Below are 26,518 nucleotides of genomic sequence, written 5' to 3'. Positions count from 1 at the left end.
TCCGCGCCAAGGTGCCGCGCGGCAAAAAGACCGGCACATATGTCGGCCGCGTCGCGATTCGCGCGAGTGGATCGTTTAATATCCAATGCGCCGCGCAAGTAATTCAAGGAATCTCACATCGATACTGCTCAGTGATGCAGCGCGGTGACGGGTATGGATATTCGTTCGTAGCGCAATTTCCAAAGGAGAGCGAGAACTGGGGCGACGCAACGCGTCGTGCGCTATCCCTCCCAGCCTGAAGGCTGATTTTTCTCGCAGCAAATGATGAGTTCCATTGACGCCGAGGCGTTGTATCGCGCCGTCCTCGATCAGATTCGTGCGACTTATGGCGCGGAACTGGCCAGCCCGGACGGCGCCGTCGTGCTGGCCGGCATCTACAGCGGAGGCGCGTGGCTCGCCGAGCGTCTCGCCCGCGACCTGAAGGTGCCGAGCTTCGGCGTGGTGAACGTCGCGCTGCATCGCGACGACTACGCGAAGAAAGGCCTGCACTCGCAGGCGAGCCCGACCTCGCTGCCGTTCTCGGTGGATAACCGCCGCATCGTGCTCGTGGACGACGTGCTGTACACCGGCCGCACGATTCGCGCGGCGTTGAACGAGCTATACGACTACGGCCGGCCGGCATCGGTTGAACTAGCAGTACTCGCCGATCGCGGTGGGCGCGAGCTGCCAGTGGCGGCTCGGTTCGTCGGCGGCGTGGTGCAAGTGCCCGCCGAGGCGATGCTCGTGCTGGCCCGCGAAGAGGGCGCCGCCGACGGCAATCAGCGTTTCACCTTTCACACAGAAGCGCGCGTTGATTGAACGCGGCTTTGCGCATTGAGCAACGACAGGTACACCATGAACACCGCCTCCCAGGCTCCCAAGGATTCCGCCGATAGCGCCACCGAGCGCTTCCGTTATGGCTTCCTGAAGGGCAACCCGCAGCTCACGAAAAACGGCGAGCTCAAACATCTGTTGTCGATCGAGGGCTTGCCGAAGGCGATCGTCAATCACATTCTCGACACCGCCGACCAGTTCGTCAGCGTGACCGATCGCGAAGTGAAGAAGGTGCCGTTGTTGCGCGGCAAGTCGGTGTTCAACCTGTTCTTCGAGAACTCGACGCGCACCCGCACCACCTTCGAGATCGCCGCGACGCGTCTGTCGGCGGACGTGCTGAATCTGAACATCAATGCGTCGTCGACCAGCAAGGGCGAGTCGCTGCTCGACACGATCAACAACCTCTCGGCGATGCATGCCGACATGTTCGTCGTGCGCCATGCATCGAGCGGCGCGCCTTATCTGATTGCCCAGCATTGCGCGCCGCATGTGCACGTGATCAATGCCGGCGACGGCCGTCATGCGCACCCCACGCAGGGGCTGCTCGACATGTACACGATCCGCCACTACAAGAAGGACTTCACGAGGCTGCGCGTGGCGATCGTCGGCGACATTCTGCATTCGCGGGTCGCCCGCTCGGACATTCATGCGCTGACCACGCTCGGTGTGCCGGAAGTGCGCGCGATCGGTCCGCGCACGCTGTTGCCGGGCGGCCTGGAACAGATGGGCGTGCGCGTGTTTCACAACCTCGACGAAGGTCTGAAGGACGTCGACGTGATCATCATGCTGCGTCTGCAGAACGAACGGATGAGCGGCGCGTTGCTGCCGTCGGCGCAGGAGTATTTCAAGAGCTGGGGCTTGACGCCCGAGCGTCTCGCGCTCGCCGCGCCCGACGCGATCGTGATGCACCCGGGCCCGATGAACCGCGGCGTCGAAATTGATTCGCAAGTGGCCGATGGCCCGCAATCGGTGATTCTGAACCAGGTGACCTTCGGGATCGCGGTGCGCATGGCGGTGATGGGGATCGTCGCGGGCAACCACGATTGATCTTGCAAGATGCAGCGCGGCGTCGATCGTGAATGGCACGGCGCGCGCGTCGCGAAAGCACAGTACGAACACGCGGCATATTGCGCGGAACGTAGCTGAACGTTAGGTTGAACATAAGGCAGCGCATGAAGATTCATATTCAAGGCGGCACGCTGATCGATCCGGCAGCGGGCACCGAACAGCAGCAGGACATTTTTATCGAAGCGGGCAAGATCGTCGCCATCGGCAACGCGCCCGCGGAGTTCAACGCGGCGAAGACGATCGACGCCAAAGGCCTGTGTGTCGTGCCGGGTCTGGTCGATCTCTCGGCGCGTTTGCGCGAGCCGGGCTACGAACACAAGGCGACGCTCGAATCCGAAATGGCCGCGGCACTCGCCGGTGGCGTGACGAGCCTCGTGTGTCCGCCGGACACCGATCCGACGCTCGATGAACCGGGCCTCGTCGAGATGCTCAAGTTCCGCGCGCGCAATCTGGATCAGGCGCACGTGTATCCGCTCGGTGCGCTGACGGTCGGCCTCAAGGGGCAGGTCATCACCGAGATGGTCGAGTTGACCGAAGCGGGCTGCATCGGCTTTTCGCAGGCCGACGTGCCGGTGGTCGACACTCAGGTGCTGATGCGCGCGCTGCAATACGCGAAGACCTACGGTTACACCGTGTGGCTGCGTCCCGTGGACGCTTATCTCGGCAAGGGCGGCGTGGCCGCGAGCGGCGCGCTGGCGTCGCGGTTGGGGCTGTCGGGCGTGCCGGTGTCGGCGGAAACCATCGCGCTGCACACCATCTTCGAACTGGTGCGCGTGACCGGTGCACGGGTGCATCTGTCGCACGTGTCGTCGGCGGCGGGCGTCGCGCTGATGCACGCGGCGAAGGCCGAGGGCCTGCCGGTGTCGTGCGACGTCACCGTGAATCACGTGCATCTGATCGACCTCGACATCGGCTACTTCGACGCGCAGTTCCGGCTCGACCCGCCGTTGCGTCAACAGCGCGATCGCGAAGCGATTCGCGCGGGTCTGGTCGACGGCACGATCGACGCGATCTGCTCCGACCACACGCCCGTCGACGACGACGAAAAGCTGCTGCCCTTCGCCGAGGCCACGCCCGGTGCGACCGGGCTGGAGCTGTTCCTGTCCCTGACGGTGAAGTGGGCCGACGAAGCAGGCGTGCCGCTCGCCAAGGCGCTGAACCGAATCACCACGGCGCCGGCCGATGTGCTCAATCTGGACGCGGCCGGTCGTATCGCCGTGGGCGGCGTGGCCGATCTTTGCGTGTTCGACCGAAATGCTTACTGGCGCGTCGAGCCGCGCGCGTTGAAGAGCCAGGGGCACAATACGCCGTTCCTCGGCTACGAATTGCCGGCGCGCGTGCGTGCGACCATCGTGTCCGGGCACGTCGCGTTCGAACAGCGCTGATCGCCGCGGTGTTGCTACTCTCGTCGTCCCGCTCATAAGCCAGTTCGTGGCCCAATCAGGAACGCTCCGACCATGAAGCTCGCGTTACGCAAGGCCCGTCTCGTCGCCCATCTGCTGCACGGCATGTGGATCGTGGCGACGCGCTTTCCCAAAGCCAGCGCCCATGTGCGTCACACGCTCAATCGCGAATGGTCGCTGAAGATGTTGCGCCTGTGCGGCATGCGGCTCGTCGTGCATAACGACAGCGCACGGCTCGATCGCGGCGCGCTGGTGGTCGCCAACCACATCTCGTGGATCGACATCTACGTGATCAATGCGTGGCGGCCCACACCGTTTGTCTCGAAGGCCGAGATCCGGCGATGGCCGGTGGTCGGCTGGCTCGCGCAGCAACTGGACACAGTGTTCATTCAGCGCGAAAAGCGCAGCGACGCGAAGCGGATCATGCATGAACTGTCCGACCGCCTGGGCGCGGGCGAATTGATGTGCGTGTTTCCCGAGGGCACCACATCCAACGGTCTCGCGCTGCTGCCGTTTCACGCGAACATGTTTCAGGCGGCCGTGTCGGCGTCGGCGGCGGTGCAGCCGCTGTGCATCATGTATGAGGACGCGCAGGGCCGGCAATCCACCGCGCCTGCCTATATCGACGATCTGTCGCTCGCCGATTCTCTGAATCTGCTGCTGCGCGGCGGATCGCTCACCGCGCATATCTATGTTTGCGCGCCGCTCGCGCCAGGCGCGGACCGGCGCACGCTGGCGGCAGAAGCGGAAGGTGTGATTGCGGCCGCATTGCAGGCGATGCAAAGTGGCACCGCGATAACTGGCGCGGTGATGGCGGAGCAGGCCGCCACATCCGCCGCCGTGGCAACGCTGATCGAAGAACCAGTCGATCAGGTCGACCAGTCAGGGCGTTCGGCCTAACATTTGGGCTGACCTCGGGCCTTTCATCCGGCCGCGTCACCGCGGCGAGCTAGTTGCCGCCGCCCGGCGCGCGGCAGTTTTCGCAATCGACCTGCGTCAGCGTGCGTTCCGCGGGCTTTTGCGCGAGACGCACGGCGGACAGTTGCTCGCCCCACACGCAGCCTGAGTCGAGTCCGATCAGGTTGTCACGCAAAATCAGGCCGAGCGCGGCCCAATGACCGAACACCACCGTCACATCGGCGGTCTTGCGCGACGGGACATCGAACCACGGCATGCAACCCGGCGGCGCCGCGTTCAGGCCACCGCTGCTGCTGAAATCCATCACGCCTTCGGCGTTGCAAAAGCGGATGCGCGTCAACGCGCTGCACGTCAAACGCAGCCGCTCGATGCCCTTCAGTCCCGGTTTCCAGCGGTTCGGCTCGTTGCCGTACAAACCGGCGAGCGTCTCTTTCCAGTTCGGCGCGCGCAGGGCGCGCTGCAATTCGTCGGCGAGTTCGAGCGTCAGGTTCACATCCCACTGCGGCAGCACGCCCGCATGGACCATCAGCATGCCGTTGTCGAAGTGCGCGATCGGACGGTGGCGGATCCATTCGAGCAGGTCGGCGGCATCCGGCGCGGCGAGAATCTCGTCGATCGTGTCGCCTTTCTTCGACTTGCGAATCCCCGCCGACACCGACAGCAGATGCAGATCGTGATTGCCCAGCACCGGCACCGCCTGCTCGCCGAGCGCGATGACGTCGCGCAATGTGGCCAGCGACTCGGTGCCGCGGTTGATCAGGTCGCCCGCGAACCACAGCGGCGTACCGGTCGGCGGCGCGGCCTTGGCCAGCAGCTGCTGGAACGGCGTGCGGCAACCTTGCAGATCGCCGAAAGCGAGCGGGAGTGGGGACGGATCGGAAACAGCGGAAGACGTGGTGGACGGTGTCATCAAGGAAATGAGTGCGGTTTGATACACGCTGTTACGCACGAGGCGTGCCGCGTTGGGCAATGCAACATATTAGCGTGACATAATAGCCCGTTTGAAGGGTTGATATCGCGTCAGGCGCGGCTGGCAAGCGTCCTGGTGCAGGACCCCGCGATATTGCGACACAACAGGATGACTTTCATGAACGGAGAAAGCATGTCGTCTTTTCATGCAGAGCAACCTATCCGTACGCTCGTCACCGGGGCGAGCGGCTTCACTGGCCGCTATCTGGTCGATAACCTGCTCGCTCGCGGCCACACTGTGATCGAAACGGTCGCCGGGCGCGACGAGCCAGAAACGCCGACGCGCCTGAGGCTCGACATCACGTCGCCGGATGCCTGCCGGCGCGTGATCGAAACCGCGCGCCCCGACTACATTGTCCATCTGGCCGCGATCAGCTTCGTAGGCCATAACGATCCGCTCGACTTTTACCGCGTCAACGTAATCGGCACGCTGAATCTGCTGGAGGCGTGCGCCGCAGTCGGCCATACGCCCCGCAAGCTGCTGATCGCGAGCAGCGCGAACGTCTACGGCAACGTGACGAGCGACGCCATCGACGAGAGCTTTCCGGTCACGCCGGTCAATCACTACGCGGCCAGCAAGGCGGCGATGGAAACCATGGTGCGGACCTGGTTCGACCGCCTGCCGATCCTGATCGTGCGTCCGTTCAACTATACCGGCCGCGGCCAGGCGTCCAACTTCCTCGTGCCGAAGATCGTCGAGCACTTCGCGCGCCGCGAACCGTCGATCGAACTCGGCAATATCGACGTTGCGCGCGATTTCTCCGACGTGCGCTACGTGGCGAACGCCTATGAAGCGTTGCTCGACTCCGAGGCCGCTTCGGAAACGGTCAATGTTTGCACCGGCACGCCTTTCACGTTGCGCGAAATTCTCTCGGCGGCAAGCAATCTGACGGGGCATGAGCTCGAGATTCAGATCAATCCCGCCTTCGTGCGACAAACCGATGTAAAGATGCTGGCCGGTTCGCCCGCCAAGCTGCGCACGCTCGTGCCGAAAGTCGAGGCCATTCCGTTCACGGATACGCTGCGCTGGATGCTGGCGGCATAATCGGCCGCACCCGCGCGGCAATCCGCCATCTTTTTGGGTCATGGTGACGCGCGGCTTTCGATCGCGTATAAACAATCATAATGCTTCGCATTGCATGCTGATTTGTTCAGATGTGTGCGGCGTTTGCCTCCCGTTTTGCCGGTGCGTCGCGTTGAATCAGGCCGCTAGCCGTTCCATCGGCGCGGCGCTCCATCATGCCTGCGGCCGTTCACAGCGACATTTATCGTGAAAGTGACGGCGGGATTAAATGATGGAAACCAAACTTGTCAAGCTGTTTCAAGTTGTTAGGGTTCTAGTTTTTGCCTTAGGCGGCTTTATAATCGGGGCTTCATAAGATTGGCGTTTGAGCGCCCGCCCGCAATGTCAGGGCGGCGGCGGGCGTCGACAAGATTCCGACACCACAACGCGTGGGAGCAGGTCAGTCAGCCTATTCGACCTGCTACCAAACATCTAGAAGGGAATTTCATGATTCTGGTAACGGGCGGCGCCGGTTTTATCGGCGCCAATTTCGTGCTCGACTGGCTCAATGCGTCGGACGAAGCGGTACTGAACGTGGACAAGCTGACGTACGCCGGCAATCTGGGTACGCTCAAGTCGCAACAAAACAATCCGAAGCACATTTTCGTGCGCGCGGATATCTGCGATCGCGCCGCGCTCGACGCGCTCTTTGCCGAGCACAAGCCGCGTGCCGTGCTGCATTTTGCCGCCGAGAGCCATGTGGATCGTTCGATCCATGGCCCGGCTGATTTCGTGCAAACGAACGTGGTCGGCACCTTCACGCTGCTCGAGGCGGCCCGCCATTACTGGAATGCGCTCGGCGAGGCCGACAAGGCCGCGTTCCGCTTCCTGCACGTGTCGACCGACGAAGTGTTCGGCTCGCTTTCCGCTACCGATCCGCAATTCTCCGAGACTACGCCGTACGCGCCGAATAGCCCTTACTCGGCCACCAAGGCGGGTTCCGACCATCTGGTGCGCGCCTACCATCATACGTATGGCCTGCCGGTGCTCACCACGAACTGCTCGAACAACTACGGTCCGTACCAGTTCCCCGAGAAACTGATTCCGCTGATGATCGCCAACGCGCTCGGCGGCAAGCCGCTGCCGGTCTATGGCGATGGTCAGAACGTGCGCGACTGGCTGTATGTCGGCGACCATTGCAGCGCGATCCGCGAGGTGCTCGCGCGCGGCACGCCGGGCGAGACGTACAACGTCGGCGGCTGGAACGAGAAGAAGAACCTCGAGGTCGTGCATACGCTGTGCGACCTGCTCGATCAGTTGCGTCCGAAGGCGGGCGCGTCATACCGCGATCAGATCAGCTATGTGAAGGATCGTCCGGGCCACGACCGCCGTTATGCGATCGATGCGCGCAAGCTCGAACGCGAACTCGGCTGGAAGCCTGCGGAAACGTTCGAAACGGGCCTCGCGAAAACGGTGCAGTGGTATCTGGACAATCAGGAGTGGTCGGACGAAGTCGCCTCCGGCGACTATCGCAAGTGGGTTGAGACCAACTACGCGCAGCGCGCGTAAAGGCACGGCAATGGCGCGCAAAGGCATTATTCTCGCGGGCGGCTCGGGCACACGCCTGTATCCGATCACGCATGTGGTCTCCAAGCAGTTGCTGCCCGTGTACGACAAGCCGATGATCTACTATCCGCTCTCCACGCTGATGGTGGCGGGCATTCGCGACGTGCTGATCATTTCGACGCCGCAGGACACGCCGCGCTTCGAAGCGATGCTGGGCGACGGCAGCCAGTGGGGCATGAATATCCAGTACGCGGTTCAGCCGTCGCCGGATGGGCTCGCGCAGGCGTTCATCATCGGCCGGGATTTTGTGGGCAACGATCCGTCGGCGCTGATTCTTGGCGACAACATTTTCTACGGCCACGATCTCGCGAAGCAGCTTGAACGCGCCAACGGGAAAGCGGAAGGCGCCACGGTCTTTGCGTACCACGTCCACGATCCTGAACGTTATGGCGTGGTCGAATTCGACAAGCAGTTCCGCGCGCTGTCGATTGAAGAGAAGCCGACCAAGCCGCGTTCGAACTACGCGGTCACAGGTCTGTACTTCTACGACAAACAGGTCTGCGACATTGCCGCGGACATCAAGCCGTCACCGCGTGGCGAACTCGAAATCACCGATGTCAACTCGCGTTATCTCGCCAACGCCGCGCTCAATGTTGAGATCATGGGCCGTGGTTACGCGTGGCTCGATACCGGCACGCATGATTCGCTGATCGAAGCGGCCACGTTTATTGCTACGCTGCAGAAGCGTCAGGGCCTGGTGGTCGCGTGTCCGGAAGAGATCGCCTACCGGCAACAGTGGATCGACGGCGAGCAGTTGCAGGCGCTCGCCAAACCGCTCGCCAAAAACGCCTACGGGCAATATCTGCAAAACATTCTTACGGATCAAGTGGCATGGCCATCCAAGTAACCGCTACCGCGTTGCCTGAAGTCAAGATCATCGAGCCGAAGGTGTTCGGCGATGCGAGAGGTTTTTTCTTCGAGAGCTTCAACGCGAAGGAGTTCGCCGAGCAGGTCGAGCCGGGCGTCGAGTTCGTGCAGGACAACCATTCGCGCTCCGCGAAGGGCGTGCTGCGTGGATTGCATTACCAAGTCCAGAATGCGCAGGGCAAGCTCGTGCGCGTCGTCGAAGGTGAGGTGTTCGACGTCGCTGTCGACATCCGCAAGAGTTCGCCGAATTTCGGCAAATGGGCCGGCGTGGTTTTGTCGGTCGACAACCACCGCCAGTTGTGGGTGCCGCCCGGTTTCGCGCACGGGTTCGTGGTGCTGTCCGAGTCCGCGCAGTTTCTCTACAAGACCACCGACTACTGGTATCCCGAGCATGAGCGCAGCATCGTCTGGAACGATCCGGCGATCGGTATCGACTGGCCGATCGACGTCGAGCCGCTGCTGGCTGCGAAAGACGCGGCGGCCAAGCGTCTTGCCGATGCTGACGTGTTCGAGTAAGGGGCGGGAGCATGAGCGCACATGATGCCAAGCGGACGATCCTCGTCACCGGCGTAAATGGCCAGGTGGGCTTCGAGCTCGCTCGTACGCTGCAAGGGCTCGGCACGGTGGTCGCGGTGGACCGCGCCGCGATGGATCTGTCCGATCCGGATCAGGTGCGTGCCGTGGTGCGCAACATCCGGCCGACGCTGATCGTCAATCCCGCAGCGTATACCGCGGTCGACAAGGCGGAAGAGGAACTCGATCTCGCCATGCGCATCAACGGCGAAGTGCCCGGCATGCTCGCTGAAGAAGCGAAAAAGCTGGGCGCGGCGCTGGTCCATTATTCGACCGACTACGTGTTCAACGGCGAGAAAGATGGTGCCTACGTCGAAGACGATCCCACCGATCCGCAAAACGCGTATGGGCGCACCAAGCTGGCCGGCGAGCAGGCCATCGCCGCGAGCGGCTGCGCGCACCTCATTTTCCGCACGAGCTGGGTGTACGGCACGCGCGGCAAGAACTTCCTGTTGACGATGCTGCGCCTCGGCGCGGAGCGCGATGAGCTTAGCGTGGTCGCCGACCAGGTCGGCGCGCCGACCTGGTCGAAAACGATTGCGGCGCTCACTGCGAACGTACTCGCGCAGGCAGCGGCGCCGGGCCAGAGCGACTGGTGGCAGCAGCATTCGGGCGTTTATCACCTGACCGCGACGGGTTCGGCATCGTGGCACGGTTTTGCCGAGGCCATTTTCGAACTGTCGGGTCTGGCGAAAACGCCGACCGTCAAACCGATCCCGGCTGCGTCCTATCCGACGCCGGCGAAGCGGCCCGGCAACTCGCGCATGTCGAATGACAAGCTTGCACGGACGTTCGGCGTGCAGGCGCCGGACTGGCGCGATGCCTTGCAACTTTGCCTGGCCGAGCGTTGAGCAGCACGCCGCTGACATCGCGTACGGGGGCCGTCGTTGTTTTCTACAACCCCGATGCGGCCTGTATCGAGCGGGCCAACCGGCTCGCCGCACGGATGCACTGCGTGGTGGTCGACAACACGCCGGACGTGCGCCCAGCGAGCGAGCTGGGACTAGCCGGCGCGATCGAGTACCTGCCCAACGGTGAGAATGCGGGCATTGCGACAGCGATCAATCAGGGCGTCGAAGCGCTGATTCGCGGCGGCTTCGACATGGCGATCATCTTCGATCAGGACAGCAAGCCGCCCGCGTCGCTGTTCACGGAGTTGCCGAAGGTCATCGACGCGGCCAACGCTTCAGGAGAGCGCGTCGCGCTGGCGGGCCCGGCCTACGAAGATGCGCGCCTGCGCGGCCTCGCGCCGTTCGTGCGCTTCAAGTGGGGCATGCTGGAGCGGATCGTGCCGCAGGGCGATCAGCCCATCGAGGTCGACTTCCTGATTTCGTCGGGGTCGTGCATCAATTTGCGCTGGTGGTCGAGCATCGGTCCGATGGACGACGCGCTTTTCATCGATTTTGTCGACCTGGAATGGTGTGTGCGTGCCAAGCAGAAGGGCTATCGTGTGCTGGGCGTGCCATGGGTACACATGAGCCATGAACTCGGCGGCGAGCCGGTCCGCGTACTGGGCCGCGCGTATCCCATGCATAGCCCGTTGCGCCACTACTACCTGTTCCGCAATGCCGTTGTGCTGATTGGCCGTTCCTATGTGCCCTGGACGTGGAAGTCGTCCGAACTGGTCAAATTTCCCGTGCGGCTCGTCATCTATTCATTGATGCCCTCGCAGCGGATGGCCCATTTGAAAATGGCGTTGCTTGGCATGTGGGACGGCATTCGCGGGCGGTTGGGCAGGCTTTAGAACGCGGTGCGGCGGTAGTCAGTGCCATTGGTCAGGAACCTACGAGCAGCAGTCAGCTCGTCGGATGAGCAGGAAGGAAATGCATGAACACAAAATTTGGTGAGCATCAGCAGGATGTAGTCAGTCAGGACGTCTCCCAAGATGAGCCGTTGTCGCATGGTGCGGAGGATATGCGCCATCTTCAGGGGCGTGTGGCACTGCTCGAAAAACTGCTTGATGATGCGCTGCGCGATGGCGAGTCGATCGCGAAGCTGAACAATCGGATTCTGAAACTGGAAGTTGAGAATGCCGCTTTAATCAATTCGACCTCGTGGCGGGTGACGGCGCCGCTGCGCTCGCTTGCCCGCGCCGTGCAGGCGGTGCGCCTCGCGTTCAGCACCATTAGCCGCCAGGCCGAGGTCAGGGGCGGGCTGGGTAGCGCGCTGGGCTACTACGCGTCGACGATCCGGCGCGAAGGTCTGCCGGGCGTCGTGGCGCGCGTGCGCCGGCTCAAAAGCGGCCGCGGTTTCGCCGACGGTCCGCCGCGTGACGAGGTCTACCACGAGTGGATTGGCCTGTACGACACGGTCACGCCGACCAGGAAACTCGAAATCGAAGCGGATATCGGCCGCTTGGCGCGTAAGCCGCTGATCTCCGTCGTCGTGCCGACGTTCAATAGCGACGAACGTTTGCTGCGCGAAATGGTTGCCTCGGTTCAGGCGCAGATCTATCCGCATTGGGAGTTGTGCATCGCGGACGATGCGTCGACCCAGCCACAGGTCAAGGTCGTCCTGCAGGAGCTGGCCGCTGCCGACAGCCGCATCAAGGTCGTGTTCCGCGAGACGAACGGCCACATTTCCGAAGCCAGCAATAGTGCGCTCGCGCTTGCAACGGGCGAATACGTCGCCTTGCTGGATCACGACGACCTGCTGCCGCCGCACGCGCTGTACATGGTGGCGCGCTACATCAATCTGCATCCGCAAGGCCGGATGTTCTACAGCGACGAAGACAAGCTCACCACCGAGGGCAAGCGCACCACGCCTTACTTCAAGTGCGACTGGAACCCGCAAATGTTCCTGACCCAGAACATGTTTTCCCATCTGGGCGTATTCGAGACGAAGCTGGTTCGGGAAGCGGGCGGTTTCAGGAAGGGCTTCGAAGGCAGCCAGGACTACGACCTGGCGTTGCGCTGCGTGGAGCTTGCCGGCGACGACAGCGTGATCCACATTCCACATGTGCTGTATCACTGGCGCATCGTGCCCGGCAGCACGGCGGGCAGCGGCAGCGAGAAGCCTTATGCGTTGATCGCCGCGATTCGCGCGTTGGAAGATCACCTGAAGCGGGCCAAAGTCAGCGCGACGGTCGAGCATCCAATCGAAACGCTCGGCGTGCTGCGCGTGCGCTACACGCTGCCGAGTCCGCAGCCCAAAGTGTCGATCATCATTCCGACGCGCGATGGGCTCGCGCTGCTCGAGCAATGTCTGGAGAGTATTTTTGCGCGGACGCTTTATCAGAACTTCGAAATCGTCATTGTTGACAACGGCAGCGTGAAGCCGGAGACACTGAGATATTTCGACGAAGTGTCGCAGCGTCCTAATGTGCGCGTATTGCGCGATGAATCGCCGTTCAATTTCTCGGCTCTGAATAATCACGCGGCGCGCGTGGCGACCGGCGAATTCCTGTGTCTGTTGAATAACGATATCGAGGTGATCTCGCCGGACTGGTTGAATGAAATGGTCAGTCTGGCCAATCTGCCGCGCGCCGGCGCGGTGGGCGCCTGTCTGTGGTATCCGAATGATGCGTTGCAGCACGGCGGCGTGGTGCTCGGTCTCGGCGGGATCGCCGGCCACATGCATCACATGATGCAGCGTGGACACTACGGGTACTTCGGCCGTGCGGTGGCGATGCAGAATCTGTCTGCGGTGACCGCGGCCTGCCTCGTCGTCAAGAAGTCGGTGTACGACGAAGTGGGGGGCATGGAAGAAGAACTGGCGGTCGCCTTCAACGACGTGGACTTCTGCATGAAGCTGCTGAAGGCGGGCTACCGCAACATCTGGACGCCGTATGCCGAGTTGTACCACCACGAATCGGCCACGCGTGGCTCGGACCATGACCCCGTGAAATACGAGCGCTTCGTCAGTGAGATTCGCCGCATGGAGGCACGCTGGGAGGGCTGGTACGAACGGGACCCGGCATACAACCCCAATCTGTCACTCAGCGCCGAGGTTCTGCCGTTTACGCTGGCGTCGCCGCCGCGCATCGGTCAGTTCGAATAGCCGTGCGGCTCAGGCGGCCTGACGCCTGCACGAAGGGCCTTGCGGCGCGCAGCGCCTGATTTGACTAGGTTCAGTCCGCTACTTCAGAGAGCCTGGTTAAGATGGCGGCGGCTGTATCCAGAAATATTCATTACGTTCCGGCGCGCCTGTCAACGCGCCGCCGGAATTTTTTGGCACCGATTGCATCGGTTCGGACAATCGAAACGCAGACGATTTGTCGGAATCTATCAACGCAAATTTCTGTTCTGCGGCATCGGTCGCTCTTGCGGGACTTTGTCCGCCGTGGTCCTTGCGACTAAATTCCGTGGTTCGGCGCTCGGCCCCGTGTGGATGATCGTTACGCCAATCCTCACTTTGCTGGTCTATCTCTTTGTTTTTAGCGTCGTGTTTAAGGCGCTGGGCCGGCGAAGGGTTAAACAGTAAGGCGTCCGCGCTGATTCTTTTCAGCGGACTGATTATTTATACGTAGTGAGCAACTGTCTTGACAGTCAAGCCGTGTGGATGGTTTTCATCCCACGGCTTTCCTGTTTTTGCGATGGCGTTGAGGATAGTTAGCAGCTTTCGCATGCAGGCGACCAGAACAACCTTGTTCGGCTTACCGGTAGCGACAAGTCTCTGATAGAAGTTCCCGATAACCGGGTTGAAGCGAACAGCCGCTAATGTCGCCATGTACAGCATGCGCCTGACGGCTCCACGTCCACCGAAGATCATTCGTTTGCCGCGAAACGCTCCTGAGTCGCGGTTGAATGGGGCTACGCCGATCAATGCGCTAACCTCACGTCGCGTCAGCTTGCCAAGTTCCGGCACGTCGGCGATCAGCGTGGCGACAGTAGCGGGACCAACTCCACGAACGCTGGACAGCAGTTCGACAAGGCCGGCGTGATGCGCCTTGACATGTTTTGCCAAGGCTGCTTCAACGGCCTTGAGCTGACCTTGAAGAACTTCAATGACGGTGGCTATACTTCCGCGCACGGCCTCGTGGCTGATTCCAAGTCGTTGCCGCTCAGACGGCAGCAGCGTGACGAGCTGGCGTCGGCGGGCAACGAGGGCCTGAAGCTCCTGTTGCAGTGGCGAAGGCAGGATTTTGACTATCTTGTCCCTGTCAGTTCGCTGCGCAAGCACCTGAGCAAGCTGCGCCAAAGCGCGTGCATCGATCCGATCGGTTTTTGCGAGATTTCCCATTGCCTTCGCGAAGTCGCGGGCTTGCCGCGGATTCACGATAACAACTGCGTAGCCGGCGCCTTGTAACGCACAACCAACCGCCATCTCATAGCTTCCGGTCGCTTCCAGTACCACAAAGGTCAACCTGGCAACCAGTAAGGGCGGCGAGAAGCTCTTCGTGGCCTCCTGGCGTGTTGGGATAGGTAGCAACGATACCGGTTGCTCCGAATGCGATATCAAGGGTGGCTTTTGCGACATCAATTCCGACGGCGATTTTTCCAGACATTGTTCTCCGGCTCCCATTCTTGTGAATGCGAATTTGAATTCAAGCAACTGTTCGGGCTTATCGAAGAACGGTAGCGGTCACGCGCCGAATGCTCATTAACGGGCTTTCAGGCCCATGATGGTTATCAGGCTGCGTGACCGCCGTCCGTAAGCAGAATACAAGATGGTCACCCCACCCTTTGCGCAAATATCGCTGTAGGGTGTTCTCTTTCACCGGGGGCCATCATGCAAAACGTAACGCTGGTTGGAGTCGATCTCGGCAAACGTTCACTTCACCTTCACGGTCAAGACGAGTGCGGAAAGCTTGTATTTCGCAAGAAGGTGAACCGCAAGCAACTCGTCGAGTTCTTCGCTACGTTTCACGCCTGCACCGTGGTCATGGAGGCGTGCGCAGGCGCCCACTACATGGCGCGCAAGCTAGCGACGTTCGGACATCAGGTTAAACTCATCTCGCCCCATTTCGTGCGTCCGTTCGTGAAGGCCAACAAGAATGATTTTGTCGACGCGGAAGCGATCTGTGAGGCGGCATCACGTCCTTCGATGCGCTTCGTCACGCCGAAGACTGAATCGCAACAAACGCTGTCAGCCTTGCATCGCGTGCGCGAGTCGTTGACTCGTGATCGCACGAAGACCATCAATCAGATTCACGGCTTTCTGCTCGAATTCGGCCTGCCGATCGGTCTGACAGGCATCGCGCACTTGCCGGCCGTGCTCGCAGAACGCTCGCTGCCCCCCCCCGGACTGGTTGCTATCCTTGAACGTTTACACGTCCATTTCAAATACCTCAGCAAACAGATTGTCGAAATCGATAAGGATATAAAGATGCAGCTTGCCGACGACGACCTCGGCCAGCGTCTGTTGAGCGTTCCTGGTGTGGGAGACCCATCACGGCTAGCGTGCTCGCCATCCGAGATGGGAGACGGCAAGCAATATGGCTGCAGCCGCGACTTCGCAGCTTCTGTCGGACTGGTTCCCGGGCAATACAGCACAGGTGTGATCGAAGGATTCGAACACCTTCGTCCTGAATGCCTCTTCGGTCGTCAGTGCTTCAAAGGCGTCGTTTTCCTCGGCGTTATCCCGAAAAACGCATCTCAATGGGCGGCTGTGGGAATTCGTGCGGATGAAAAAAAACAGCGCTAAGGCGGTTATCGAGCGCTACGTGGTGTTGCCAACCGTCGCTAGGCCATTCATTTGATTATGTTTTTCCGAAAAACAACTTTACTGTAAGGAGTTGCATGCATCGATATCAGCTATCCCTTACAAAATCTTGTTGTAGACTGCGCTCAATTTTGTTTTCATGTGACGTGATGAAGACCACGAACACCAAAAATCTATCCCTCGAAGGCCTGCGCGGTCTGGCGTGCGTTAGCGTCTTCAGTTGCCATTTTCTCTACGTATTCTTCCCGTATCTTGCGCGCGGCCGCGCTCTCGATCAGGCCGGTTTCGTCCTGGTCTGGCACTGGGAAACTTGGCTATCGAGCGCTCCGTTCACCCTGCTCTACAATGGGGACTTCGCGGTGTCGGTGTTCTTTGTACTCAGCGGCTACGTCCTTACGCGCAAATTCTGGAAAACGGGTGATATCGCATCGCTGACAGCTGGCGCAGTGAAACGCTATCCGCGCCTGATCTTCCCGGCCGCCGCCTCCATCGCGTTCGCGCTTCTATTGATGCGCCTTGGCTGGATTCGTGCATCGGATATACCGGATGCATCGTTCGCGGGGTGGGCGCGCGCGACGTATCAGCATGTGCCGAGCATCCGCGCTGCCCTGCATGCGGCATTCGTCGGCGTCGCATTTAGGGGTGATCCTGCCACTCTTGCCTGGAACGGGCCACTATGGACGCTAGCGATTGAGTTCTGGGGATCGATTGCACTATTCGCAGCCTTTGCGCTGTTCCCACGCCACAAGGCTGTCGCAACGATTGCCTTCACGATCTGGGCATGCATCTCGCCATCTACAGTCTACTTCATGCCATTCATCGCGGGTGCGCTACTCAATGGCGCGATAGACTGGTTGAAGAAGCGCAGCGGCGTGTCGACGTTGCTGTTCATCATCGGCATGGTGCTCGGTAGCTACGACTACACCGGATGGTATGACTGGATGACGGCCATTGTGCCGGCGCATCTTGATCATCGGGCATTCTGGTACGCGTTTGGCGCAATGTTCACGGTCGCGGGTGTACTAGGCTCACGGCCGATCGATGCGTTCTTCGGGTCAAATATTCCCGTCTACTTCGGGCGTATCTCGTTCTCAATGTATCTGCTGCACTGGCCCCTCGTATTCTCATTCTCGATCTGGGCCGTCGAGCGATACCAACTGCTGGGAATTTCTTACATGCCAGCAGTATGGGCCGCATATCTCTCATCAGCGCTGTTGCTGGTTATGCTGTCGGAGGCGTTCTATCGGATCGTCGACAGGCCTTCGATGCGCGCTGCTGACGTTTTGTCGGCATGGGTGCTGGGCACACCCAATCGCCGCGTAAAATCATTAATACATGAGGGGTAAGGTGTGGTTAATTGGCTAAGGGAATTTACGCGTAGGCCAGAAGAGACGATCGATCGAAGCGCCGCGATATTTAAGAAGGGCAGCACGATTTCAAGCGAGGGGTGAAGGCCTGCCCCTATACCCCACAGTCCGGAGCGCACCTGCTGCGGGACTCAGGCTGGAAAGAAGAAAACATACAGGTACAGTACGATCGAGCGTGGTGATCTAGTGGTAGGGAACCGTGCTGCGGGACTTGGGCGAAGTGAGTGCTGCCATACGGTCAGTTGCATGCAAGGAAACTGGCTGCGTCGGTCAACATCGGGATGCGGAATGCGTTCCCTTCCGGTCCGATTTTTCGACAAAAGCATGGACATCCGGTACTATCCTGGCCTCAGACGGGTGGGGCGGCCATCTACGCAGCCTTTGATTGGCTCGCACCACGGCACGGGCAGAACCTGTGTCCCAGACAAGTTTGCCACTGACAAAAAACTAATCGGACTCGGAATGGCTTCTGAAGACGCAACAGTCGATTGGCTTTACGAGACAGAAGTATTCGCCTGATGCGCTATTTTTTTTTAACACACCGTGGAATGATAGCCACCCGTTGGCGTAATCGCAGTCTCGTCGAAGTGACCATCAGGCGGAAAGTCATTGGCCTCTATCGTGGCTCCGTCAGGGGATTCCATGGTCGCTCTTCAACCCGCCGTTCATGCTGACATTGCTTATCAATGGCGGAGATTACCTGCTTCACTGCGGGCTTCCGACGCTCAAGTAAGGCAAGTGCAAAGAATTTGATCAGCGCCGGCAGGTCCGGCCGCTCAAATTCTGGTCGCGTAAACTGACGGCGTGATACATGCGCCAATCACGGTCCTATCTTCTAGGTGATCAGGGATTGCAATGCTGGCTGCTTTTTTACCGCCTTACCCATTTCGCGGCGTGCGCGCCCCTTACCTCTGGCTTTACTACCGATTGTTGACCGAGTGGGCCGGCGAATCCGCGCTGTTCATTACGGGGCGGGACTATGTGCGCCCGTCGCAAGAGTGGAAAAATCGCTGGGAGTGCGATCCTGACATGCAATCGCGGCTTGGTTACAGTCTGCCGGACGATCCTCTGCTTCCAGATCATCATTATGCGTGGCTGGACGAAAGCCGTTTTGAGCAGTGGGTCACAGCTGCCGGACAAAATCCGATTGCCGCCTTCCGCCGGTTTTTAACGGAGCGCGACAGTGAGTTCGAACAGGAACTGCGTCGGCTGCTGGCTGCGGCGCCAGCACCTGTTGAAGCGATCGCGACCATCTGCAACGTTCCCGCGCTGGAAGCGGTGTGCGCAGATCTGGCCATCCCGGTCATCCACGTAGAGTTGGGCGCATTGCGTGGCCCCATCTTCTGGGAGACCAGCTACTTGGATTTTCAGGGCGTGAACGGCGATACCGAGAGTGCGAGCCGCTACGACGCGTTTGAGGGCTGGTCTTTGTCTCTCGCGCGAAGCGATCTACTCCGGTTCTTCACTCGGGCATGGTCGTTCCTGCAGTCCGACGACCGTCAGCCCGACCATGAATTGGGCACGGTGCTACAGGTCGAGGACGACTCTAATCTGGTTGCCTTCGGCAATGGCATGGACAACATCGGATTGTTGACCATCGCAACACAGCAGATGGCTGGGGATGGTGAGTGCCCGCTGGTGCGCCCACACCCCGGCAGTTCCTTCTCCATTCGGAGCGGCCGCTTCGACGTCGACGACTCGCCTAATAGCCTGTCCTTTATTCAACGATGCCAGCGCATTATGACCATCAATTCCAGCGTCGGGCTGGAGGCGATCTTGCTGAACAAACCGGTTAATGTATTTGGCGAGAGCTCGTTCAATTTCATCTTGGCGGCACGGGATGAGCGCGAGTTAATCAGGCGGCTTGGTTTCTATCTTTTCGCCTATCTCGTGCCCTTTTCGTTACAGCTTGCCCCAGAATATTTGCGCTTTCGCTTGAGCAAGCCCGCCGAAGAATCGATTGTTCTCTATCACTTAGATGAATACTTGAAGCAAAGAAACTTGGATACGAAAATGTTTGCAGACTCTTCTGGTGCAGAGCGCGTGGAGCTTTCGGTATTGATTGCCAATCAAGCCAAGGTTTATGAAGAGGCGCTGGCCGAGCGCGCTGGGCAGATTTCCACTATGACGCAGGCACTGGCTGAGCGCGATGGGCAGCTCTCCGCTCTGACGCAGGCGATGTCTGAGTGCGATGGACAGCTCTCTGCTCTGATGCAGGCGGTGTCAGAGCGCGATGGGCAGCTCTCCGCGCTGACGCAGGCGCTGGCTGAGCGCGATGGGCAGCTTTCCGTTCTGACGCATGCCGTGTCTGAGCGTGATAAAAAAATCGAGGCTTTACTTTCGTCCACTTCCTGGCGTATGACTAAGATAGTGCGCTTCTTCGGGAGATTGCTGCGGGGAACTGCACGCCGCACTTCATCCGGCTGATGGTGCCGAGCGGCAGATGCTGTTCGAGGCGCTGGACGTGCTGCAACCGCACACCGATCTACTTCTGCTCGATCACGCCTATATCGGCAAGACCATGGTGGCCGCGCTGGCACAGCGCGAGATTCCCTTCTGCATGCGCGTCAATGCACACTTAACTGGAAACGCGTCACCGCATTCGCTCGCAGCGGCGAGGCCGAGCGCATGGTGGCGCTGGAGGCGCCACACCACCAGGATGCCCGCGATTTCGAACTGGCACGCGCGCTGAGCGCCTGATCCGCGACGTCACGCCCAGCAGGCGAGTGCGTGTGCTGATGACTTCGCTGCTCGATGGCAGCGTCATCCCGCCGCGTCCTTCGGTTGGCTGAAACAAAAACGCCTTCAGGCACCTGCTGCCATCCGTTATGGAATCAGGCGCCGAGGTGATACCGATCACCGAGAGTAGCAATACGCCAAAGGTGTCATCTAGCACGCGCTGGCGCAACGGAGTGACGACCGGTTGAGAGGAGGTCATGATGCCGCTATTGAAGAAACGAGACGGATCGCCTCACTCGCCAATCTACGGAAACAGCGCGGCGAACCCCTTGCAGACCGCCAAGCTTAGCCAGAACCCCTCTATCGCGCGAGCGGTTTCGTTCCTTGCCCGGTAGCCCACGCTTCTGTTTAGGTACTGAACATACAACGCGTACCACGCGAAAGGCGAAGCTGACGCGTTGATGCAAGCAGACCACGCGCCCACTCTTTTGGTCGTTAAAAGACCGCACCTAAGAGGGACGTAGTGCGTCAATTTCGTACATCAATCGCACAACATTTCATCAAGAGAATAAAAGTGGGGTTTTTAAAGATGTGTAACGCATGGCCTGCGCTTGGTTTGACCTTTTGGTGAGCTTACCGAGCGTGTCCCGCCCGTGTAAAATTCTACCGAATATTTCTGAAGCTTACGAATCCTCCTTCTAGATTACTCGGGACAAGAAATGGCTAGCAGTTGTTTGGTAACCGGCGGAGCCGGGTTCATTGGGTGCGCGCTGTCGCAGCACCTGAGCCTGCGGTTTGATCGTGTTGTTATTCTCGATAGCCTGCATCCGCAGATTCACGCTTCGCGGGCCCGGCCGATTGGCCTAGATGCCAAATGCGAGCTGATCGAAGGAAACGTGACCGACGCCGCTGTTTGGGAAAGGGTACTTGACGGTTTCACCCCGGATGTCGTAATTCACCTTGCGGCTGAAACGGGCACGGGCCAGTCATTGTCCGAAGCAACGCGGCACGCGCACACGAACGTTGTTGGGACAACGGTAATGCTCGACGCATTTTTGCGCCGCAACGCCGTTCCGAAACGCATTGTGTTGACCAGCAGCCGAGCGACGTATGGCGAAGGCGCATGGATATCGCCCAGCGGAAGTTTGTTCTATCCCGGCCAACGAAGTGTGCAGCAACTGAGTGAGGCGAAATGGGATTTCGATGGCAAGCCGGCAGCAATGGATGCTCGCCAGGTCAAGCCTGCACCGGTAAGTGTCTACGGCGCAACGAAGCTCGCTCAAGAAAACATTTTGTCGTCATGGGCTAACTCCGTGGGCTGCGAGTACGTCGTTCTGAGACTTCAAAACGTCTTCGGCCCGGGCCAGTCGCTAATTAATTCGTACACAGGGATCGTCTCTCTTTTTTGTCAGCTTGCTCGCCGCAAGGAAAGCATTCCTTTGTACGAAGATGGACTGGTACAGCGAGACTTCATCTTGATTGATGACATCGCATCGGCAATCATGCAGGCCGTGAAGAAGGACGGGGTGTCTGGCGAAGTGTTTGATATCGGATCTGGGGTCGCAACGACGTTAATCGAACTGGGTAACGCAATTGCTGAAATTTACAGCGCGCCTAGTCCGCACGTTGTAGGCAAGTTTAGATTCGGCGATGTTCGTCACGCTTTCAGTGACTCATCGCACGCACACACCAAGCTCGACTGGCAGCCGCAGTTCAGTTTGCAAGCGGGACTTTTGGAGCTTATAAAGTGGATCGAGGCGCAGCTCTAACATGACAACAAACGCGATAGAGAAGGTCGCTCAAGGTCTGCCCGTTTCCGTACAGGTGCAATCGATCCTATACCACAATGAGCCGGTCGCCATTGAGCGCGCTGTCACGAGCATGGCTCGTTCGGCCGAGTTAGCTGTTCGCGCAGGCGCTTGCTCTAGAGTGCGAGTGCGTTTGGGTGATTGCTCCCCAGTGCCAATTTTTAGCGCGGGCGATATCGAGCGGTTGGGCAATCAAATCGGTTCCGCGCTGGAGTTGGAGTATCGATTTTTTGACGGTAACCTAGGGTCAGCGAGAGGGCATAACTGCCTCGCTGAACAAACGGATCTGGACTTCGTCGTCATCCAGAATCCCGATGCTGTAGCTTCTCCTAGGCTGCTGGAAAGAATGATTGGTTGTTTCAAAGCGGCCCGGACAGGAATGGTCGAGGCTAAGCAACTGCCGATCGAGCATCCAAAGGAATATGACACCACGACAGGCGAAACTCTATGGGCTTCGACGGCCTGCGCTATGATTCCAACCTTTTTGCTCAAGCAACTGGGTGGATTTGACGCGGACTCGTTCTTTTTGTATTGCGATGATGTGGATTTTTCGTGGATGGTGCGAAACGCTGGATATAGGGTTATTTTCCAACCGGCAGCATTCGTATTTCACGATAAGCGCCTAGCCGACGACGGCGGCTGGCCGACATCTGCGGCAGAGCGTTACTACTCGGCTGAGGCGGCGATGATTCTCGCCTATAAGTGGTCAAGAAAAGATCTGGCGGAATCCATTTGCGCGTATTTCAAGTCCAATGGCGCTGATCACGAAAGAAAGGCGGCGCTAGAGTACGAAAGGCGTCGTGATGCGGGGCTCTTGCCCGCACAACTCGACCCGAAGCACAAGATCGGCTATTTCGTTGATCATCTGTACAGCAAGCATCGTTACGCGCTGTAGGCGAATATCGCACGCCAAAACGACGAGCGACGGTGAGTTATATCCGGGTCCCGCGCGTTTAACATTGTGCGGATGTCGAAATGCACCCTTTGGCAGCAAATGCTGGTGCGACGATACAAACAACAGAGACGCGTAAATGCAGTCCAAAAAATATCACGAATACGATAATCAATTTGTTCATACTAATGTATATGGGCACGCATTTGATCTCTTGGTGCGCAACAGGTCGTCATCGCAAGTCGGAACCGAGGTAATTCATCTCGATATTGGTTGCGGTTTTGGCAGAATTGCGGAACCGCTGGTTGAGGCGAATGACATCTCGTACGTCGGCGTGGATCTTGAAGAAAGCGGACTAGTATCGCTTCGGGAGCGAGGCTTTGAGGCGCATCGTGTCGATTTAAACGACAAAGACCTCGCGGATAACCTGCTATCGATCGTCGGAAATCGGAAGATTGCGTCGATCTCTTTATTGGACACACTGGAGCATTTGAGCAACGGAGATCATGTCCTCTCGGTGCTCAGTGATTTGGCAGCGCAATACAAAGCGCTAGTCGTTATTAGTGTCCCGAATGTTGCTCACCGTGACATTGGATTCAAATTGGCATTTGGCCGATGGGACTACACGGCGGCGGGCTTGCTGGATTATACGCACGTACGCCTTTTCAGCGCCCAGGTCCTCGACCGTGTCTTGCGCCACGCCGGACTTCATTCCGTCGCTCAGTATCACGTGAGGGCGACCAAAAGCGACCAAGCGTTTCCATCTTCACACCCGGCACTGGCTAACGGTACGATGCTGAACGGATTGCTTCAGTCGATGCGAAGTAAGGTCGACGACAACGCAGATGTTAATCAGTTTGTGCATGCATGTCTCGCTGGGCCCAAAGTCGCCAACGATATCTACGTCGAAAGGAAAGAAGATAGACCGTTTCTTTCAATCGTAACCAGGACGCAGGGAAAGCGAATTCACTGCCTAGAGGAATTGGGCGTTACTCTCGCAGGACAATCTTGCATTGATTTCGAATGGATTATTACCGGTCACCACTTAAACGTAGAACGGCAGATTGCGGTAGAGCAGGTCATCGAAGACCTGCCCAAGTGGTTGCGAGACAAGACTCGGTTGCTGTTAGTTAACGACGGAAATCGTACACGCCCTCTCAACGAGGGTTTCTCGGCCGCAAGTGGTCATTATATTTCCATTATGGACGACGACGACGTTCCGCTTGGACATTGGGTCGAGACGTTCAGAAAAATGGCGGAAAGTAAGCCGGGATGCTTGTTGCGCGCGGCACCCGTTCGACAGGAAGCGGAGACTGTCCTCATCAATGGTGTGCAGGGGTTACGGTCAACAAGCAGCTTCGATAAGTGTTTTCCTTCGGAATTCCAGCTTTTCGATCACCTTCGGGTAAATCGAACTCCTAACATGGCTCTGGCGTTTCCGCGCGGCGTATTCCATGACCTGCACATCAAATTTGATGAAACCCTGACTACAACTGAAGATTGGGACTTTATTATGCGGGTAGCTGGCGTAGTGGGCGTGGCTTCGAGTCCGACGATCACGTCTGTTTATCGCTGGTGGGGTGCCGAACATTCGTCGCGAACTGATCATCCGCAAGAAGAGTGGGAGCTAAATTATCAGCGGATTCTCCAAAAAATGGACAGCGAAATGGTGCTATTCCCAGTTGGAACTGCACGACGCATTCGGGAAATTTGCGATGCTAGAGATGCTGCTCAAGGCAGCGCGTCGCCAGGTAGTAGTATTGCACTGCAGAAACTGTTTGAAGTGCGAGATTTACTGCACTCGACCTCGTGGCGCGCAACCGCTTTCGTGCGCGTTCTTCGCCGGCTTACAGGTGCTCGGCCGATTTCGCTCGGGGCATGTCTGGGAATGACGGCGGAACAACTCGAAGGTGTCAAGCGCGCAATTTTGTCATCGCGCTCCTGGCGGATTGCAAGGCCTTTGCGAGCCATAAAATTGATGCTTACGGCTAAGCGGTGAGGACCGCAGAGCCGGTATCAGGGGCAGCGTTGTCGAAAAGAAACTGTAGGATCGAGCGATCGTCGCGGTGCGAATTTACTCACAGCGATGGCTTCAAGTTAGTTATCGATACCGAACCGGTTTCAAACTTCGAGATCATCGCTACCAGCCTATGCTTGTCCTTTCGTTGGCCGGTTACATCGGCTAGCCTAGTACTGGGAGCATAGCGACTCTCGAACAAAATCAGGGCAGCGGAAACCATGAAGCACAACCAAAATTTCGATTTCTTGCGCGTTCTCGCCGCCTTGATCGTTATCGTTGGCCATTCGTATTCTCTCGTTGGCCTCACTCAGCCAACCATTTTCGGGATGACGCTGGCAAGTTACGGAGTCACCATTTTTTTCTGCATTAGCGGATACCTGATCTCCGGAAGCTGGATGTCTGACCCGTCTGTGTACCGCTACCTGGCCAAGCGGTTTCTTCGAATTTTCCCTGGACTTATCACGGTAGTCCTCGTGACTGTATTCATTGCAGGGCCGCTACTCACGACAGTGTCGATGCGCGACTATTTCGCTAGCCAGGACACAGGCAGATATCTTCTTAACGCGGTCATGTACATAAACTACCGTCTTGACGGGGTGTTCGAACACAATCCCTATCCCTACGCCGTGAACGGTTCATTGTGGAGCCTGCCTGCCGAGTTCGCGATGTACCTCATTGTGCCGCTTGCAGCCGGAATACCCTTCCGGAAGTCCGCAACTGTCGGGCTAATGATTCTCTTTTGCATCGTGTACGTGTCGCTCGGTCACCGCAATCAAACAATAATGATTTACGCGACGGAGTTGAAAAGCGCAGCAGCGATGGGTTCGTATTTCATGGGCGGCGTTCTCCTGAAAATGTTAGGCGCACAAATAAGGTTCACATTGCCGCGCGCTGCCATTGCATTCGTTGCATTCGCTCTGCTAAGTCAATTTTCGACAGGCCATGTGCAGTATTTGAGCGCGATCGGAGCCGCGTTTGCGGTGCCTTACGTCGTGGTCGCAGTTGGTTTGTCGAACAGGCTGAAGCTGCCCAATCTAGCGAAATACGGAGACTTCTCTTACGGCCTCTATCTATATGCTTTTCTGATCCAGCAGACTCTTACAATGGTCTTCCCGGGTATCCATCTCGGCCTCGAAATCGCGTTGGCGATTGCGTTCACTCTCCCGTGCGCGGTCGTATCTTGGAGCTTTGTAGAAAGGCGCGCGCTTCGATTTAAGCCCAGCCGTCCAGGCAAGCGACAGGTCAGCCTGTTTATGCCGCCCTAACCAGACTTTCAGTGTTTCAAGAGCACAAAAAGTTATACGCATGCTCTGCCGCTCGATTGCCCGTCCTCACTTCAACAATTGGGACTACCGGAGCCATCTATGCAAGCAGATCACGCAATGCTGCCTCTCACATTGACCCGCTAACTATTGTCCAACCACCGCACTTTGGCGTGGATTTCTGCCGGACTACGGTTCTTGTCATCAGCGGGACCGGCATGTATGCCGGCCCCGCGGTTTACTACAACCCTCTGTCGCTACGCGTCCCGAGCAAGCGCTTGTTGCCGTCGACCATTCGTAAGCGCGCGATTTAGCACACCGAGGTTGGAAACGTGCGCGAGGGTAGATGTGTCGGGCAGATCAACCTCGAGGAGTGATGGTGGCGGTGAGCTTTGCGAAGTTGAACGGCAAGAGGTCAGTCACGTCGGCATCCGGTGCACGCTTTGGTAATTCGGTAAGTACGTGCACGAGATAGGCGTAGGGTTCGACGTTGCAGGCCCTGCAGGTCAGCATAAGGCTGTAGATCATGGCGCTCGCCTTCGCGCCGGCAACCGTGTCACTGAACAGCCACGAAGCCCTGCCTGTACAGAATGGGCGGATGTCGCGTTCGATGACATTATTGTCAACTGGGGCTCGCCCATCGCTCG

General features: G+C 58.6%; 20 protein-coding genes and 2 pseudogenes. 19 read left to right on the top strand and 3 right to left on the bottom strand.

What is annotated here, in order from left to right; all coding sequences use genetic code 11:
* The first annotated feature begins 264 nt into the window (after positions 1-264).
* The 4 genes from pyrR to P0D96_RS37520 all read left to right on the top strand — a co-directional run bounded on the left by pyrR (position 265) and on the right by P0D96_RS37520 (position 4,184).
* Positions 265-798 carry a bifunctional pyr operon transcriptional regulator/uracil phosphoribosyltransferase PyrR gene (pyrR, locus tag P0D96_RS37535; protein WP_408318811.1) on the top strand — a complete coding sequence of 178 codons (534 nt, stop codon included), beginning with the start codon at positions 265-267 and terminating at the stop codon, positions 796-798.
* A 36-nt stretch (positions 799-834) separates the two neighbouring features.
* A complete protein-coding gene (locus P0D96_RS37530) occupies positions 835-1,860 on the top strand; it encodes an aspartate carbamoyltransferase catalytic subunit (protein ID WP_408318758.1) in 1,026 nt (341 codons plus the stop codon).
* 125 nt (positions 1,861-1,985) lie between these two features.
* On the top strand, positions 1,986-3,266 hold the full coding sequence (locus tag P0D96_RS37525; protein ID WP_408318756.1) for a dihydroorotase: 1,281 nt from the start codon (positions 1,986-1,988) through the stop codon (positions 3,264-3,266).
* Between the two features lie 72 nt (positions 3,267-3,338).
* Complete coding sequence (locus tag P0D96_RS37520) at positions 3,339-4,184, top strand: lysophospholipid acyltransferase family protein (RefSeq protein WP_408318754.1); 846 nt, start codon at positions 3,339-3,341, stop codon at positions 4,182-4,184.
* 49 nt (positions 4,185-4,233) lie between these two features.
* Here P0D96_RS37520 and P0D96_RS37515 read toward each other — a convergent pair whose 3' ends face one another.
* Entirely contained in the window at positions 4,234-5,112 is an 879-nt protein-coding gene (locus P0D96_RS37515) for a symmetrical bis(5'-nucleosyl)-tetraphosphatase (RefSeq protein WP_408318752.1), read from the bottom strand.
* 192 nt (positions 5,113-5,304) lie between these two features.
* On the opposite strand from P0D96_RS37515, the gene P0D96_RS37510 reads away from it, so the two are divergent.
* The 7 genes from P0D96_RS37510 (at position 5,305) to P0D96_RS37480 (ending at position 13,239) form a co-directional block, all read left to right on the top strand.
* Positions 5,305-6,216, top strand: coding sequence for a GDP-mannose 4,6-dehydratase (locus tag P0D96_RS37510; protein ID WP_408318750.1), 912 nt, complete (start codon positions 5,305-5,307; stop codon positions 6,214-6,216).
* Positions 6,217-6,681: 465 nt separating this feature from the next.
* Positions 6,682-7,743: a dTDP-glucose 4,6-dehydratase gene (rfbB, locus tag P0D96_RS37505; protein WP_408318748.1), complete on the top strand. Its 1,062-nt coding sequence runs from the start codon at positions 6,682-6,684 to the stop codon at positions 7,741-7,743.
* A 10-nt stretch (positions 7,744-7,753) separates the two neighbouring features.
* Positions 7,754-8,647, top strand: coding sequence for a glucose-1-phosphate thymidylyltransferase RfbA (gene rfbA, locus P0D96_RS37500; protein ID WP_408318746.1), 894 nt, complete (start codon positions 7,754-7,756; stop codon positions 8,645-8,647).
* A complete protein-coding gene (gene rfbC / locus P0D96_RS37495; protein ID WP_408318744.1) occupies positions 8,632-9,183 on the top strand; it encodes a dTDP-4-dehydrorhamnose 3,5-epimerase in 552 nt (183 codons plus the stop codon). The genes rfbA and rfbC overlap by 16 nt, the downstream gene beginning before the upstream one ends.
* A gap of 11 nt (positions 9,184-9,194) precedes the next feature.
* Positions 9,195-10,091 carry a dTDP-4-dehydrorhamnose reductase gene (gene rfbD / locus P0D96_RS37490; RefSeq protein WP_408318742.1) on the top strand — a complete coding sequence of 299 codons (897 nt, stop codon included), beginning with the start codon at positions 9,195-9,197 and terminating at the stop codon, positions 10,089-10,091.
* Positions 10,088-10,984 carry a glycosyltransferase family 2 protein gene (locus P0D96_RS37485; RefSeq protein WP_408318740.1) on the top strand — a complete coding sequence of 299 codons (897 nt, stop codon included), beginning with the start codon at positions 10,088-10,090 and terminating at the stop codon, positions 10,982-10,984. The genes rfbD and P0D96_RS37485 overlap by 4 nt, the downstream gene beginning before the upstream one ends.
* Positions 10,985-11,067: 83 nt before the next feature.
* Positions 11,068-13,239, top strand: coding sequence for a glycosyltransferase family 2 protein (locus P0D96_RS37480; RefSeq protein ID WP_408318738.1), 2,172 nt, complete (start codon positions 11,068-11,070; stop codon positions 13,237-13,239).
* Between the two features lie 459 nt (positions 13,240-13,698).
* Here P0D96_RS37480 and P0D96_RS37475 read toward each other — a convergent pair.
* Positions 13,699-14,686, bottom strand: a pseudogene (locus tag P0D96_RS37475) (IS110 family transposase).
* A 224-nt stretch (positions 14,687-14,910) separates the two neighbouring features.
* On the opposite strand from P0D96_RS37475, the pseudogene P0D96_RS37470 reads away from it, so the two are divergent.
* The 8 genes and pseudogenes from P0D96_RS37470 to P0D96_RS37435 form a co-directional block, all read left to right on the top strand.
* Positions 14,911-15,678 (top strand): annotated as a pseudogene (locus P0D96_RS37470) (IS110 family RNA-guided transposase); the annotation flags it as partial.
* Between the two features lie 314 nt (positions 15,679-15,992).
* Complete coding sequence (locus tag P0D96_RS37465) at positions 15,993-17,189, top strand: acyltransferase family protein (RefSeq protein ID WP_408318736.1); 1,197 nt, start codon at positions 15,993-15,995, stop codon at positions 17,187-17,189.
* Positions 17,190-18,065: 876 nt separating this feature from the next.
* Positions 18,066-19,637 carry a GT99 family glycosyltransferase N-terminal domain-containing protein gene (locus P0D96_RS37460; RefSeq protein ID WP_408318735.1) on the top strand — a complete coding sequence of 524 codons (1,572 nt, stop codon included), beginning with the start codon at positions 18,066-18,068 and terminating at the stop codon, positions 19,635-19,637.
* A 16-nt stretch (positions 19,638-19,653) separates the two neighbouring features.
* The gene (locus P0D96_RS37455; RefSeq protein ID WP_408318733.1) at positions 19,654-19,902 is read left to right on the top strand and encodes a hypothetical protein; all 249 of its coding nucleotides are present in this window, start codon (positions 19,654-19,656) and stop codon (positions 19,900-19,902) included.
* 706 nt (positions 19,903-20,608) lie between these two features.
* A complete protein-coding gene (locus tag P0D96_RS37450; protein WP_408318731.1) occupies positions 20,609-21,658 on the top strand; it encodes an NAD-dependent epimerase/dehydratase family protein in 1,050 nt (349 codons plus the stop codon).
* 1 nt (position 21,659) lies between these two features.
* On the top strand, positions 21,660-22,592 hold the full coding sequence (locus P0D96_RS37445; protein WP_408318729.1) for a glycosyltransferase family 2 protein: 933 nt from the start codon (positions 21,660-21,662) through the stop codon (positions 22,590-22,592).
* 136 nt (positions 22,593-22,728) lie between these two features.
* Positions 22,729-24,588 (top strand): methyltransferase domain-containing protein, encoded by a 1,860-nt coding sequence (locus P0D96_RS37440; RefSeq protein WP_408318727.1) that lies wholly within the window; start codon positions 22,729-22,731, stop codon positions 24,586-24,588.
* Positions 24,589-24,827: 239 nt separating this feature from the next.
* Positions 24,828-25,874, top strand: coding sequence for an acyltransferase family protein (locus tag P0D96_RS37435; protein ID WP_408318725.1), 1,047 nt, complete (start codon positions 24,828-24,830; stop codon positions 25,872-25,874).
* Between the two features lie 357 nt (positions 25,875-26,231).
* Here P0D96_RS37435 and P0D96_RS37430 read toward each other — a convergent pair.
* Positions 26,232-26,518, bottom strand: a 287-nt coding sequence (locus P0D96_RS37430) for a transposase domain-containing protein (protein WP_408318723.1), incomplete at its 5' end; no start/stop codon positions are given.

The organism is Paraburkholderia sp. RL17-347-BIC-D (assembly GCF_046027915.1).
GTDB lineage: Bacteria > Pseudomonadota > Gammaproteobacteria > Burkholderiales > Burkholderiaceae > Paraburkholderia.
The sequence above is the reverse complement of the archived record's forward strand: the minus strand, read 5'-3'. Positions and strand labels throughout refer to the sequence as shown.